Origin of the sequence: Paenibacillus silvestris (assembly GCF_009882985.1) — a bacterium.
Taxonomy (GTDB): domain Bacteria; phylum Bacillota; class Bacilli; order Paenibacillales; family NBRC-103111; genus Paenibacillus_E; species Paenibacillus_E silvestris.
Window position 1 is genome coordinate 592,526 of the sequence record NZ_WTUZ01000039.1, and the last position, 14,884, is coordinate 607,409.

Below are 14,884 nucleotides of genomic sequence, written 5' to 3' on the forward strand. Positions count from 1 at the left end.
ATGGGGAGGAAAGTAGCGAGCGTGTGAGAAATTGTGGGAAACTTGAGGAACTACAGGGCGCTATTTCAGCAATTATTGGACAATTGGCCAGGGAAGGGGAACTATGATCCGTTATTTCGTCATTCTGGAGGTCATTTGGGACGAAGGGGGCAAAATAAGACCCTGTAGTTACCTTGTCCCCGCCGAAGGAGCGTTTTTTACTAAAATAAGGGAATGGAGTTCCCTTATTCATTGCGGTGCCTCCGGGGGAGGGGCATCGATTAAGTATTTTTGAAGAATCATCTAAAAACAAGATTGAAATCGCTTACGATTTGATCTATAATCAAACTAATATCACTAGTAATACTAGTTATATAAAACGAAAACAATTTACGACTATGGAGGGAAGGAGGGCATCATTTCTTGGGTCAAGGACAATATGGAATCACCTTGAATTTGGTGAGCAGTTTTTCATTCCGATTATACTGGCCCGCCTCGAGCTACACTTGGAGTCGTTCAAGAAGAGATTCCGGACCATCCTGTGTACGTCAACACGGGGGATATCAAATAAGCGCCAACTTTTGTTTTTGAATGGAAGCGATTTCAAAATGAGGGGCTGCTAGCTACTTTTATGATGGATTGTAGCAAACGCTCGTACTTAGCTCACTATTACAATTTTCCTTATAATCGACCTTACACACTCGCAGAATCGCCTATACGCACTCACATACAACCACTCGCAGAATCACCTTTAAGCACTCACATAACACGCTTGCAGAATCACCTTTAAGCACTCACATACACACTCGCAAAATCAATCTCCCACACTAACTCGCATAAGCTCACTACTACGCTTACTAGCGCACTCTTACATACACTCACTAACTAACACCCACCAAGACGTTTCTCACACTAGCTCTGATATGCACACTCACAAAAATTGGAGGAAGCTGCATGAATGCCAAGAAAAAAATCTTAAGCTCCGTCTTGGGCGTATCTCTACTTTTCTCAATGGCGCCCGCCGCCTTCGCGACTAACAATTACTACCCGTCCAATCAAGGTCCTTCTCAAGCCCAACCGCCAGCAGGACGCGAGTATTTCCCTACTGATATAAGTAAGCTGCCAAGTTCTGAAGGCCTGCCAGATCTGTTTAAGCAACTTGACCCCACGAAGGGAACGAACGGTTCTGTGACTACGAAGGAAGAATGGACACAAAGGCGTTCAGAACTCTCTGACTTGCTTCAGTATTACTACTACGGCTACGAAAAGAAGACCGCTAAAGAGAATGTTTCCTATTCAGGCAACCTAGGTACGAGCAACGCAACGCTTACGGTTACCGTCAAGAACCCCGAAAATGACAAGTCCGGCAGCTACAATGTAACCGGCATTTACATCCCGACTTACAAAGAGGGAGTAGCGGATGCCGATCTAAAAGCTGGCGAAACCAATATCGCGCCTCCCTATCCGTTTGTTATCGGCGTAGGTGGCGGCGTTTCTGCGAACATGCGCAATGCCTTCCTGCGTCGCGGTTACGCTGTGATGAACAATCCCACAGGCACAATCTACAGCGACAACGCGAGCCGAAGCGGCTTGTACACCACATTGTATCCTTTTAATAAGGATACATACGAGGGCAATTCCGGCGCGCTGATGGGCTGGGCATGGGGAATTTCCCGCACCATCGACGCGCTCGAAAATGGCGCATATCAAGGCCTCATCGACCCGACTCGGTCGGTTGTCACGGGTGTTTCGCGCAATGGTAAAGGCGCAGCTCTCGCTGGAGCCTTCGACGAACGTATCCGCATTGTCGTGCCTGTCGATCCCGGCCAGGGCGGAATAGCCTCGATGCGATATAGCTCCGAAGGTCGCATCTACAACTATAACGTGCCTAATAGCAGTACTGGAGCTCCGAATGCTTCTTACAGCAACTCCAATATGAACCGGAGTTTCTTCCGTAACGAGAAGCCTACCAACCTGCTCACTACCGGCGAAGCCCATTGGCTGGACGTTAAAGCGGAGGATTTCCGGAATGAACTCGACAATCTTCCTTTTGACTCGCATGCACTTGCTGCGCTGGTTGCTCCCCGACCACTTATCACCTATACGGGTGAAGGCTTTGACTGGCTGAGCTCCCCAGGTACAGTGCTAGCTACAGTCGCAGCCAAAGAGGTCTATGAGCTCCTTGGTGTGGGCGACAACATCGCCGTCCGCGTCCATGACGGCGCGCATGCCTTCCAAGATCGTGACCACGCCTACCTGCTGGCGATCATGGACCGTGAATTCCACGGAGGAAAGTACGGCGATCCGCTCAAGGTTGAAGGACCTGACACGTTAGGCGTTAACGTGAACCCGCCACTTCATCCTGCTGCCACCTACAGCAGCGTGTGGAATATGTCTGTCTATCCGTATGAAGTAGACAGTTCATTTATCCGTTGGTCGCAGCCGGGCAAGTACTCGATTTATACGACGAATGAGATGTTGACAGCGGACAATCCCGCAACGATCAAAGCCTATTCGGATGCTCCACAGGTTAAGCTGGACACAGGCGCAGGCACTTATACCGCAGATGTCGTCCAAGGTGTTGCCACTTTTACGCTAAGCGCTGATAAGGTCAAAGCAGGCCGCTATACGCTTTCGACCATTGGAAGCAGCAAGGATAATAAGTCGGTCTACCTTCAAAGTTATGACCTCAAGGGGATTCTTCGCACCAGCATCACGGGTGATGACACGGGCGATCAACGGTGGGTTTTTGGTTTTACAAGTAAAGTCGATAAGAATGCTATCAAGATTTTCGCTAACAACGTACCAGTTCCAGCAAGTGTGAATGAAGGTCTGGAGCCGGGGTGGATACTGCCTTATGGCGCTTCCATTAACACTGGCTATTCGAGCGCTGACGCTGATAACACCAACAAGCACTCCTTCTTTCAAGAAGAAGTTACGGGTTTCCCGGCTAGTTATGCCGCTGGGACGAATAGGGTTGTCCGTCTCGAAGATGTGAAGCTGGAATCACTGCCAGGTTATAACTTTCAATTTTCTTATGATTTGAACAAAAATAAGTCAGTCATGCCGCCGTCATGGCCGTCCACGAATGTGAAGATTGGCCCGAGCGCCAATTGGCCGCAATATCCGAACAAAAACACGGATACAGGGGCAAGACCCGAATCCCTTCCGTGGCCAACGACCAACTTGGGAGCGGTCACCTTTAATCCGAGCAATGCTGTAATTACACCAGACACTACTAGTGTTTCCATTGGCTTTGAGAATGCGATGGACCCACAGAATTTCGGTTTCGGCACCAATTTCGCTAATGACTACACTGTAACATGGAGCGAAAATAATACCATTGCTACCATTGGCTTTGATAAGCCTGTAGCATCAGGTAGCAAGCTTATTCTTGCTCAGCTTAAAGACTCAGCGGGTAACGCTAACGTTCAGCCTTATGTTTTTGATCTTCAAGGTGTTAATGCAACCAGTCTGACAGGACCAGAGAATGTATCTACTGGCGATGTATTTGATTTGAGCTTTGGGTTAAACGGATACAGCCAAGATGCCCTGGCTCAAGATATGACGGTAACCTTCAATACGTATAAGCTGGACTTTATTGCACCAGCTTCACTTAATAACGATTTTAAAGTGGTCGATTATAAAGTCATAGAACCAGGCAAAATCCGCTTGCTTAATGTGTTTTTCGGCAATTTGCAAGGGGATCCGAATGGAGCTCTGTTGAAGCTGCAATTCAAAGCCAAGCCGGATGCATCCGGGGATGCCGCTGTTACGGTTTCCAATGTCATTGTAGTTGGCAAGGATGACGTTGAGAATGAAGTCGCAGGAACATCGCATAACATTCATATTACTACCGTTGAGAAGCAGGATTTATCCGAGTTGATTGCAGAAGCACAAAGCACCTATGCGAATGCAACCGAAGGTAGGCTCGTGGGTCAATATCCTGTCGGATCGAAAGCAGCACTGAATACAGCAATCAGCGCAGCTCTGCAAATTGCAAATGATTCGTCTGCTACACAAAGTGCTGTAGATCAAGCCAAAACTTCCTTGAACGAGGCTCTGCAATTGTTCCGCAGCTTGGTCATTGTTTCCATACCTGGGGATACCAACAATGATAATAAAGTAAGTGTTGGGGACTTGTCGAGAATGGTCAAAGCTTACGGCAAAACATCGCAAGATCCAGATTGGAATTCCGTAATGAGCTTAGACCTCAATCAAGACGGATTCATCGATATTGAAGATTTAGTCCAAATGGCCAAATTGATATTTAATTGGTAATTGGGAAGTAACAGGAAGTCAGAGGAGGACAGGAAACTGTCTTTCTCTGCTTTTATTTGAAGGAAGGTAGGGAGCTCGCTTGAAAAAAAACTCGCGTTTCGTCGTAATCATATGGCTCTGTATACTAATTTTGGGCTCGAATATGGCAGTAGCTGAAGCGGATACAACGCCTTCTTTTACTTTAAGAACTTTGGAATCGAGCATAGGAATCGGGCATGAGGTCCAAGTAGTCGTTGTGGGAGAGAACCTGCTGGATCTCTACGGATTTGAAATAAATTTGAATTATGATACGAAGAGGCTGCTTTTTAAAAATGCCACAAGCAGCATACCCGGATTATCTGTGCCTGCACTGGTTAGCGGTAGTCAAATTAGGTTCGGGCACACCAAAGTAGGGGCAACGACGCCAGGAGATTCCGGAACGATCGAGATGGCTGCGTTTACCTTTGAGAGCATTGCTGAGGGCACGGGGAGTGTCGAGATTAATCAAGTGAAACTCGTTAACAGTGCAGTTGTAGCATCCACCCTTAAACCAAAAGCACGAATTGCTTTGGATGTGAGTGGGACAAAGGTGAAACAACCGATGGTATTTACCGACATTGCCGGTCACTGGGCTCAGGAGAATATAAATAGAGCGTCAATGCTTGACTTTATTAATGGATACCCGGACGGGACCTTCCGGCCTGAGGCATTGATTACAAGAGCGGAGTTTACCGTCATGTTAGATCGAGCTGTAGCTTTATTGGCCTCGGGTGAGCAGTCGCTTGATTTCGCCGATCTGCTAGGCATTCCATCCTGGGCGCAACCCGCTGTCTTCAAGGCGGTGTCCGCAGGTGTAATAAACGGCTATGATGATCATACATTCCGTGCAGCAAATCCTATTTCCCGTGCAGAAATGACCGTAATGATTATGAGAGCTCTAGGCGAGGACATAGATCCCCAAAGCACGACTGACTTTGCAGATGCCGATGAGATCCCATCATGGGCTCATGCTTCTATTGCGCAAGCCGTGAAAAAGGGGCTCGTACAAGGAAGAGAGCAGCATGAGTTCGTGCCGTATGCTAATGCTTCCCGTGCAGAAGCCGTTACTTTGATTTTGGCATTATATGACGACATCGCAAATCGATAAATCATGCGAGACAGCCCTGACATTCGAAAGGATGGAGGGCTGTTTTTGTTTTCTGGGAAGATTTGAAAAAAAGGTATTGCAATCGGTTACAAGTGTGAATTATAATGAACACAGTTGGATGACTAGTATTACTAGTAAGACTAATTAGACTGGTATTATTTATTGGGAGCGATTTGTTAGTAGATCAACTTGGTATCAAAAATTTCATTAAAAAGGATGAACGCTTTATGCAGATTGAAATTAGCCAGACGACATCCTCAGCGGCGATCAAACGAAGTCGAGTGTCTTTTTTTAGACGCCAATGGCAGTTGTATGTCCTAATGATTATCCCTATGGCCTACTTTGTAATTTTCAAGTACATCCCTATGGCGGGGGTTGCGGTTGCGTTTAAGGACTATAACTTGTTCAAGGGCGTCTGGGGCAGTGATTGGGTAGGACTAGACGTGTTTAAAGAAGTCTTTTCTCTGCCTCAATTTTATAGAGCGTTCCGCAACACGCTGGTCTTAAACATTTTGGGTCTGGTTACGTTCCCAGTCCCCATTATTTTGGCGGTCATGCTCAATGAGATCCGCATTAGCTGGTTCAAGCGAGTGAGTCAAACGTTAATGTACTTGCCGCATTTTATTTCCTGGGTAATTGTCGGTGGGATGGCAATTGAGCTTCTATCCACCAACAATGGGACGATTAACGAAATGATCAAGGCAATTGGCGGCCAACCGATTCCGTTTCTGGAAAAACCGATGTACTGGATTTCTACTTACGTAGGAACTGGCTTATGGCACCATGCGGGCTGGGGAACGATTTTGTATTTGGCTGCGCTTACAGGAATTAATAAGGAATTATATGAAGCTGCGGAAGTGGACGGAGCGTCCCGTATGCGGAAGATTTGGCATATTACATTGCCAGGCATCAAACCTACGATCATCGTTTTGTTCATTCTACAGATCGGTAACATGGCGAACATTAGCTTTGAACAGCCGTATGTCTTGCAAAATGGCTATGTGAAAGATGTATCCGAGGTTATTAGTACGTATGTATACACGGTTGGCATTCAGTCAGCGAGATTCGCTCTTGCTACAGCAGTAGGTTTGTTCCAATCGGTGGTAGGGCTCATTTTACTCTTAACGGCTGAATTTATATCTAGAAGAGTCAATAACCAAGGGATTTTCTAAGGGGTGAAACGATGTATCAAAATCCTACAAATAGAATTGTAGACGCTGCTATTATTGTTGTAATTGGAGTTTTCTGTTTGTTCTGTGTTGTGCCAATGATTCATATGTTCGCTTTATCGTTAAGCGGAAACAGACCGATTATGTCTGGCGAAGTAACCCTCTGGCCAATTGAATGGACCTGGGGAGCGTACAAATCGGTGCTTGGAGATTTCGCAATGCTTCGCTCACTATTCTTTACGATTCTGTTGGTTGCTGGGTATACATTGCTAACGATGGCCGTAACAGTGATGGCTGCGTATCCACTGAGCCGACGGGATTTCAAAGGAAAACATATCTTCTTCTTGCTTATTATCATCACGATGTTCTTCAATCCGGGAATCATTCCGCATTACTTACTGATCAAGCAGCTTGGCATGTTAAACACAGTTTTCTCCTTAGTCGTGCCGATCTTGATCAACGCGTTTCTCCTGATTATTCTAAAAACAAACTTTTCACAGCTTCCGGCTGAGCTGGAAGACTCCGCATGGATGGATGGGTGTGGACACTTCCGATTCTTGCTCAAAATCGTGCTTCCGCTTTCGCTGCCGATCTTAGCGACGATTGGCCTTTATTCTGCGGTAGATCGCTGGAATATGTTCCAGGATGCCTTATTTTATGTGAACGATCAGCATCTCTATCCGATTCAATTGAAGCTCTACGAAATGGTCATTAATAGTCAAGCCAATGATGCATCCGCTCAGGAGGGGTTCAACTCCTCGACGCCGATTCCTCAAAGCTTGCAGGCTGCCAGCATTATGTTCTCGACCGTGCCGATCCTGCTCGTATATCCTTGGCTGCAGCGTTATTTCATTTCCGGTATGCTTGTCGGTGCCGTTAAAGGTTAATAGTTCCTCTTCGGTGGACAAGGCAAGCATTCTACTGCCGAAGGTTCTATATTAAAAAATCAGTTGAGATTAAAGGGAGGCAACACAATGCGGAAAATGCTTCATAAATCAGTGAATACGACATTGACAGTAGCAATGGCATCTTGTTTAGTACTAACTGCTTGCAGCAGTAATCCTTCAAGTAGTACCACCGAAAACAGCAGTTCACCTGCGGCTGGCAGCGCCACTACGGCACCAAGCTCAAAGCCAATTACGCTTACAGTAGAGCTTTTTGACAGGGCTAATACGCCAGCAGGCGCTCCACCAATCACAGACAACTTCATGACGCAATACATTCAAGAAAATTTCGGTAAACCGAACAATATCACAGTCAAATTCGTAACCGTGCCACGTTCTGAAGAAGTTAAAAAGCTGAATGTCTTGATGGCTTCTAACTCTGCGCCGGATATTGTCTTCACTTATGATAAGCCGACAGTACAGAACTATGCGCAAAGTGGAGGATTGGCGGATTTGGGGCCAGTGATTGATAAAGTGGGTCCTCAACTGAAAAAAGTACTAGCACCTTCCTTACCAGATGGCATGTTCAATGGTAAACAATATGCGATTCCTGCACTTCGCGTTATTCAATCCCAGACAACAACGTTTGTTCGTAAGGATTGGCTGGATAAGCTGAATATGCCAGTGCCGACGACGACGGACCAATTTCTGCAAACAATGAGGGCTTTTAAAGAAAAAGACCCGGGAAATACAGGCGGAAAAGTTATCCCTTATTCCTATATCGATATTTTCCACATGCAGCCGTTAATTCAATCCTTCTGGGATTGGAGCAAAATCACGCCAGCGGATCTGTATGCTACGCCAAACTGGGAGCAGCCCGGTAATAAAGACGGCCTCAAATTCTTAAATCAAATGTACAATGAAGGTTTAATTGATAAGGATTTTGCGCTTGCTTCTGACTTTAGCCAGGCATTCGCTCAGCAAATGGTGAATGGCATCGCAGGAGCAGGTACACCGAATACGAATGAACCCGTTTATAATGGCTATTATTCGAACTTGAAGAAGAACAACCCAGCAGCAGAGTTGGTGGCAATCGATCCGTTCTCAACGAAAGACGGCAAACATCCTAAGCCTAAATATCCTGCCTACGGTGCGTATCTAATGATTCCAAAAGCAAGCCCGAATGTTGAGGCGGCCGTGAAATATTTGAACTGGATGTCTGAGCCTAAAAATATCCTGGCGCTTCAAAATGGTAAGGAAGGCGTTTCCTACAAACTAGACAGTAACGGTGTACCTCTTAACCTTGATACTGCGGAAGCGAAACAAATCCTGTATAACTACTATGATTATGCCATCATCTTAAATGGTAAATATGTGAGTCCAGATGAGCCGCAAAAAAATATCGAAGCAAATGCAACAGATCCGAACTTTAAAGATTTTACAGTGAAGAGTATTCAAGCCGGAGCTAATGATGCCTATACAATTCCGCGAGTTGATACACCGATTCAGGCTGAAGTGAAGTATGCAACCATTTTGAAGGATAAAGAAAAAGAAATGTTAACCAAAATCGCCACTGCCAAAACAGCTGATTTCAGTAAAGTATACGACGACCAAGTGAAAGCGTATATGGAAATGGGCGGTACGGCTGTTAAAGAAGAAAAGAAAAAAGCTTATGAAGAGTTCTACAAAAACCAAAAGTAATTTCAGTTAAATAGCATAATCAAAAAAGTGGTTGTACAGAATGATTTCTGTACAGCCACTTTTATTCGTTATCCTTATTCTGACTGTTGGCAAAGGCCTCTGCATACTCGCGGGCTGCTTGATCTAAGCCATGTTTTTTTGCTATTTCAATCGCTGATTTAAAGCCTGTTTCATCTAATTTACCCATGACATATTTCACTTTGGCATCATTTAGGATTTGTTGAAGCTCATTTCCTTTTTCAGTCCAAGTTCTAGAGAATAGCGTTATTGTGGGGTCTGGAACCGCATAGGTTCCGTTCATGTCTTCGACCTCTAACTGGCGTTTGGTTATCGGATCTATATCGCCGGGTGTTTTCAGATCATCGGTTGGAACAACTCGCATGACCCACTTATAAGGAAAAGCCACTTGGTTTTCATACTGATCTTGATTGGTACGCAGTGGCTTTCCTTCCTTCAGTTCATAATGTTTGCCTTGAATGCCCCATTCGAGAAGATCAGCCATTTCGTTGTCAGCAAGTTTATCGAAGAAAGTCAGCAGCTTTTTGAGATCATCTTCCGTTTTGACAGATGACTTTGGGAACATAATCATTCCGTTAGATCCGCGATCGCCAGCAACACGAAGGCCAGCTGGACCCGCAAGTGGGCCCGTCATATCCATCAGTGACATGGGGCTATGACTTTGAACACGCGACTGATAGGCTAATGCTGTATTCGTCGTATTGCCTATGGCGCCTGCTTTGCCGTTCTCGAAATCCCCTTCGAATTTGGTACGTTCGACGGTAGCGAAGTCGTGATTCATTAAGTTCTCGTCATACAGCTTTTTCGTGAAATTCAAACTTTCCATATACTCGGGGGTTTCTTCCATTCGGGTGAACGTACCCTCTTCTAACCGCCAGTTATTCGGTGAGCCAAAAGTAACGCCGAAATCCGGGATGAATTGTCCAGCAGTCATCATATACGAGACTCCGTAGGTGTCATCTTTGCCATTTTTATCCGGATCATCCGCCGTAAATGCTTTAAGCATCTGGTAGTAGTCATCCATCGTCGCAGGTGGTTTTAAACCAAGCGCTTCTATCCAGTCTTTGCGATAAAACACAGTGTTTCTGGAGATTGGTCGCGTTCGAGGCAATCCATATAACTTACCATCCACTTTGACATTATCATAAATCAAGGGGTTTAAGGTGGAGAGGTTCCTGTAGTCGTCGATATAATCGGTTAGGTTCCAAAAATCGCCTTCCTGAATCGCACTGAGAATATAGGACTGTCTAGGGTCACCCGCAATGACCATCGGTAATTGTCCAGAAGCAATCATAGCTGGTAGTTTACTGTTATAATCGCTAGCTTGGTTATATGTGATCTGCAGCTTCGTGTTCGTGTACAGCTCAATGGTTTGCTGCACCTCATTGCTGGCTTGGGGAACTTCTTTACCGGCAAAGTCTAGAGACATGTTAATCTGGAATGGTTGTTCCTCTGTTAGGACGGTCGTTAAGCTCGGAAACTGAGTCTTATTTTCTGTGGAACATCCTACCAGATTAGGGAGAACGATTAAGCTTACCATGATGACCTTCAAATCATGTCCTTTCATAAAACTACCTCCATTAAAATGACAAGAAACTGAAGTTTCTTTTCTGATAATACTGATATTACTAGAACGTTTAATGCTTCATATTTTAAATCATACCTCATCTATAAGCAAGAAAAAAATGGTATATTAGAAAGGTACCGAAGCTTCGAGTTATTAACCGTCTAGGGGAGATAGATATGGTCAGATGGAAGCGTTTTCAATTGTTTGCATTAACAGGCATCTTTCTGGGCACCTTGCTTACTTCGTGTTATTCAACCAAAGAACCAACGAAAGTTCCGTTTCCAGATGGGGGAGGGAAAGTGAAATTGCGGATAGCATGGTGGGGCTCTCAAGAGCGTCATGAAGCTACCATGTCAGTTCTACACGTATATACACAGAAGTTTCCCAACATTACCTTCGAGCCGGAGTATTCCGGTCTGGAAGGGTACTTAGATAAGATTAATACCCAGGCTTTAGCGAAAAATCCACCAGACATTGTCCAGCTAGACGCAGGCTGGATATCGGATTGGGCAAGTCGGCAGGAGTTGATTCCTTTAGAACCTGGCGTGAACATCTCCAAGGTGGACCAGAAGCTCCTAACCTCCGGGCAGTACAAGGGGAAGTTATATGCCGTGCCTTTAGGCTCCGTTGCTTTCGGAATGATTTATGACCGTTCAGCCCTAGAGAAGCTAGGAATTGAAGCTCCAAGCAATGGATGGACATGGAATGATTTTTTCCAAATGGCAAGGGACTCCAAGTCTAAATTGCCGAAAGGGGTGTACTTTACAAAGGATTTTGCTGGTGATTACTTTGCCTATTCAGCCTTTCAATACAGCAGAGGCAAGGACAAGGTGATGACGGACGACGGGAAGTTTAATATTGATAAGAACACCTTCCTAGAATGGGCATATACCTTCGAGCAAATGCGGTTGGACGGCATTGTTCCTCCAGCAGAGATTAATCTCTCCGATAAGGAGTTTGATCCTAATCTCGATTTGTTAGTAGCCGGCAAAATCATTATGAGAATGTCCTTCTCCAACAATCTAGGCGGCTGGGACAGCTTGAAGAAAGGTGCATATGCGCTTGTCACCATGCCGAGATCACAGCAAGCAGGCGGGTGGCTGAAGCCCTCGATGTTCTTCGGTGTTTCAGCGAACAGCAATTACCCGGAAGAGGCGAAGGCATTCACCGATTGGTTCATCAATGATCCGGAAGCCGGGGCCATCCTAAAGACTGTTCGCGGGCTGCCTGTTAATAACGAGATTGCAGGTTCTATTGAAAAGTACATGAGTGACATCGACAAGGACGGATTGAGCATGTTCTATGCGACCTTAAAAAACGGTCAAGCTTATAGTCCTGGCCCGAACGGTTGGATCAATTATGTGGATAGGGACTGGCCGTTGGTCAGGGATCAACTGAGCTTTGGCAGAATTACGCCAGAGGAAGCGCTGGAGCTGCTTAGAGTGGCTGCGCAAAAATATGAAAACTAGTTGTGTCTTTAAACTGTTTGGCATATCTGGTATACTAATCATATTAGATGTATCAGGAGGAGTGTTATCCGGTGGACATGAAGCTTCCCGTTTCTTCGCGTGATACCAAGGGTCTACTGATTCGGGATCACGTGTACAATACGCTAAAAAATAATATCATGGAGTTAAAACTTGAGCCAGGCCGTCTCATTTCGGAGAAGGAAGTTATCGAGATGCTTCAAGTAAGCAAAACTCCTATTCGAGAAGCCTTAGTGTTACTCGCTCAAGAAGATTTAATTGAGACCGTTCCGCAGAAGGGGACTTATATTTCACTGATTGATCTCGGGCTTGTGGAAGAAGCTAGATTCGTTCGAGAAACGATGGAAAGGGAGATTGTACGCAGAGCTTGCCAAGATCTGAAGACGGAGCAGATTATGCAGCTGCAGCATCTCCATTCTCTTCAGGAGTTATGTGTGGAAGAGAAAAACTATGAACGCTTTTTTGAATTAGATGAAGAGTTTCATAGAACGATCATTGTGGGCTGCGGCAAAACGCATACATGGAGCATGCTGGAGCAGATGAATGTCCATTACAACAGGGTTCGTATTCTGCGACTTGCAGATGACGAAGACTGGAGGCTTATCCTAGAGCAGCATCAAGGGATTATTCAGGCAATTCGCGATAAAGACCCGGACCGTGCGGAGAAAATTATGGGTGAGCATTTAAGCAGAGTACGGTTTGAAAAAGAAGAATTAAAGAACAAATATCCAACGTATTTTAAATAGGATGTTAACCTCGAAGACCTGTCGATACTCGGCAGGTCTTCGATTAGTCTGAAGTGCTACTTGTGGAGAGGATGGTTGGTCTGAAAGTGTTCAATCCGTTTAAAAAGTATCGCATTGATCGGTTATTCTTCTACAGCTTTGCCACGTTAATTGTAATTGTGCTCACTTTAACGGTCTTGATCAGCTTTCGTATGTCATCGAACGAACTGGCCCAAACGACGTCGCTTTATCAGCATAAACTCCTTGTAGAGTTAAATAAGGAAATTTCTACTCGGCTTCAATCCATTGAGCAGATCTCCCTCTCCTTATCTCGTGAGGAGCAGCTCATATCTTACCTTCGAGTACAGAAGGATGAGTATCAGCGCTATCAAGAGTCAAGGAACGTAGCCCAAACATTGGCCAACGTCACGTACTCCATTCCCATGATCCAAGGGATTGATCTGTATATGGATGAGCCGGTATTCGGCGATTCCAAGAGTTATATTCAATATATTGAAAGGTCCGCGGCTTCAAGTCAAATATGGTACAGCGCCTTGCAAGATAACGATTCAACCTTGTCTAGTGAACACGTGATTCCAAGTTTCCAAGGGACGGTACCTGTTTTGAGTTATGCTAGAAAAATTATGTATGACAATAAATATTTGGGTATCCTTGTCATCCATATCAAGGCCGACAGTATTCGAGCTGCATTGGCGGGACAATCATCGGAAGTAAATCGTTTGATACTCGACGATACAGGCAAATTATTATTGCACACGGGGAATACCTCGAATCACGTTCAGTTGTCACAGTGGCTGGAACATAAATTGGACGATTCCGGCTATACGCGGATTCGGGGAGAAGCTGGATTAGATGATAACTTATTGGTGTATTCCAAGTCACCTAGTTCACATTGGATTCTAGTAGAAGTAACGCCTTGGGAGCAAATAACGGCTGGTGGATTTAAGCTTGCGGAAGCAGTTGGAATCATAGGTGTAATAGCTATTCTCTTAGCCTTGCTGCTTGCTTTATGGCTTAGCAAGCAATTTACCAAACCGATTAAATATTTGATTAGCATGATGTCGGCATATTCGTTAGGTGGAAAGAAAATCAATGTACCTAAGGACTATGAGAACGAATTTGGCTACTTGTTCTTAGGGTATTCCAAACAGAATGAACGGATTGAGGAACTGTATCGTTCGCTGCAAATCCGTCATGAACAGCAGCGCAAAGCGGAGATTGAGGCTTTGCAGGCGAATATCAATCCTCATTTTTTATATAATACGCTGGACCAATTGAACTGGATGGCTATAACTCGAGGTCAGCATGAGATCAGCAGAATCATAGAATTAATGGGGCGAATGTTCCGCATAGGACTCTCGAATGGGGAGAGCTTCGTGACCTTGGCGGAGGAAGTGATGCATGTGGAAAGCTATTTGGAGATCCAACAATTGCGCTGGAAAACCGGGCTTGAGTATGCGATCACGGTAAGCAAAGACATTAAGCAGTTATTCCTGCCCAAGCTGATTCTTCAACCTTTTGTAGAAAATTGCATCATTCATGGCTTTGCAGTTCGTAGTACAGGATGCATTCAGCTAAACATTGGAGTAAGTAATGATACCTTGCATATCGTCATTGAGGATGATGGAGTTGGCTTACAGATGAAGTCGGACAAGCAGCAGCAACGGCATACAGGAGGCTATGGCGTTCGCAATGTGAAGGAGCGGATCAAAGGCTATTTCGGGGATCATTACGGAGCTGTCTTGAAGCCGCGTGAAGAAGGCGGGACGATTGTTCACATCACGCTGCCAGCCTTAACGTCACGCCCGGATTCAACCCTTTGGGGGAAACACCCAGATTAATTTGAATGGATTTTATAATAATTTGTGCATTAGTCGCATTTAAGCGCTTAAGAGATCATGCTATCATTTCATTTAGGAGGTTTCC

Annotated in this window: 9 protein-coding genes; 8 read left to right on the forward strand and 1 reads right to left on the reverse strand. The window is 45.2% G+C overall.

Going from position 1 to position 14,884, the window contains the following annotated elements:
* The first annotated feature begins 933 nt into the window (after window positions 1-933).
* The 5 genes from GQF01_RS31775 to GQF01_RS31795 all read left to right on the forward strand — a co-directional run bounded on the left by GQF01_RS31775 (window position 934) and on the right by GQF01_RS31795 (window position 9,140).
* Window positions 934-4,260, forward strand: coding sequence for a glucuronyl esterase domain-containing protein (locus GQF01_RS31775; protein ID WP_161411059.1), 3,327 nt, complete (start codon window positions 934-936; stop codon window positions 4,258-4,260).
* 79 nt (window positions 4,261-4,339) lie between these two features.
* Window positions 4,340-5,386, forward strand: coding sequence for an S-layer homology domain-containing protein (locus GQF01_RS31780; RefSeq protein ID WP_161411060.1), 1,047 nt, complete (start codon window positions 4,340-4,342; stop codon window positions 5,384-5,386).
* A gap of 227 nt (window positions 5,387-5,613) precedes the next feature.
* On the forward strand, window positions 5,614-6,558 hold the full coding sequence (locus GQF01_RS31785; protein WP_161411061.1) for an ABC transporter permease: 945 nt from the start codon (window positions 5,614-5,616) through the stop codon (window positions 6,556-6,558).
* Window positions 6,559-6,569: 11 nt separating this feature from the next.
* Window positions 6,570-7,442 carry a carbohydrate ABC transporter permease gene (locus GQF01_RS31790; RefSeq protein WP_161411062.1) on the forward strand — a complete coding sequence of 291 codons (873 nt, stop codon included), beginning with the start codon at window positions 6,570-6,572 and terminating at the stop codon, window positions 7,440-7,442.
* A 111-nt stretch (window positions 7,443-7,553) separates the two neighbouring features.
* The gene (locus GQF01_RS31795) at window positions 7,554-9,140 is read left to right on the forward strand and encodes an extracellular solute-binding protein (protein WP_328803570.1); all 1,587 of its coding nucleotides are present in this window, start codon (window positions 7,554-7,556) and stop codon (window positions 9,138-9,140) included.
* A 61-nt stretch (window positions 9,141-9,201) separates the two neighbouring features.
* Here the strand turns inward: GQF01_RS31795 and GQF01_RS31800 are convergent, their stop codons facing one another.
* On the reverse strand, window positions 9,202-10,725 hold the full coding sequence (locus GQF01_RS31800) for an extracellular solute-binding protein (protein WP_161411064.1): 1,524 nt from the start codon (window positions 10,723-10,725) through the stop codon (window positions 9,202-9,204).
* Between the two features lie 176 nt (window positions 10,726-10,901).
* On the opposite strand from GQF01_RS31800, the gene GQF01_RS31805 reads away from it, so the two are divergent.
* The 3 genes from GQF01_RS31805 to GQF01_RS31815 all read left to right on the forward strand — a co-directional run bounded on the left by GQF01_RS31805 (window position 10,902) and on the right by GQF01_RS31815 (window position 14,799).
* The gene (locus GQF01_RS31805) at window positions 10,902-12,194 is read left to right on the forward strand and encodes an ABC transporter substrate-binding protein (RefSeq protein ID WP_161411065.1); all 1,293 of its coding nucleotides are present in this window, start codon (window positions 10,902-10,904) and stop codon (window positions 12,192-12,194) included.
* A 77-nt stretch (window positions 12,195-12,271) separates the two neighbouring features.
* On the forward strand, window positions 12,272-12,958 hold the full coding sequence (locus tag GQF01_RS31810) for a GntR family transcriptional regulator (protein WP_161411158.1): 687 nt from the start codon (window positions 12,272-12,274) through the stop codon (window positions 12,956-12,958).
* Window positions 12,959-13,029: 71 nt separating this feature from the next.
* On the forward strand, window positions 13,030-14,799 hold the full coding sequence (locus tag GQF01_RS31815; RefSeq protein WP_202556790.1) for a cache domain-containing sensor histidine kinase: 1,770 nt from the start codon (window positions 13,030-13,032) through the stop codon (window positions 14,797-14,799).
* Window positions 14,800-14,884 lie beyond the last annotated feature (85 nt).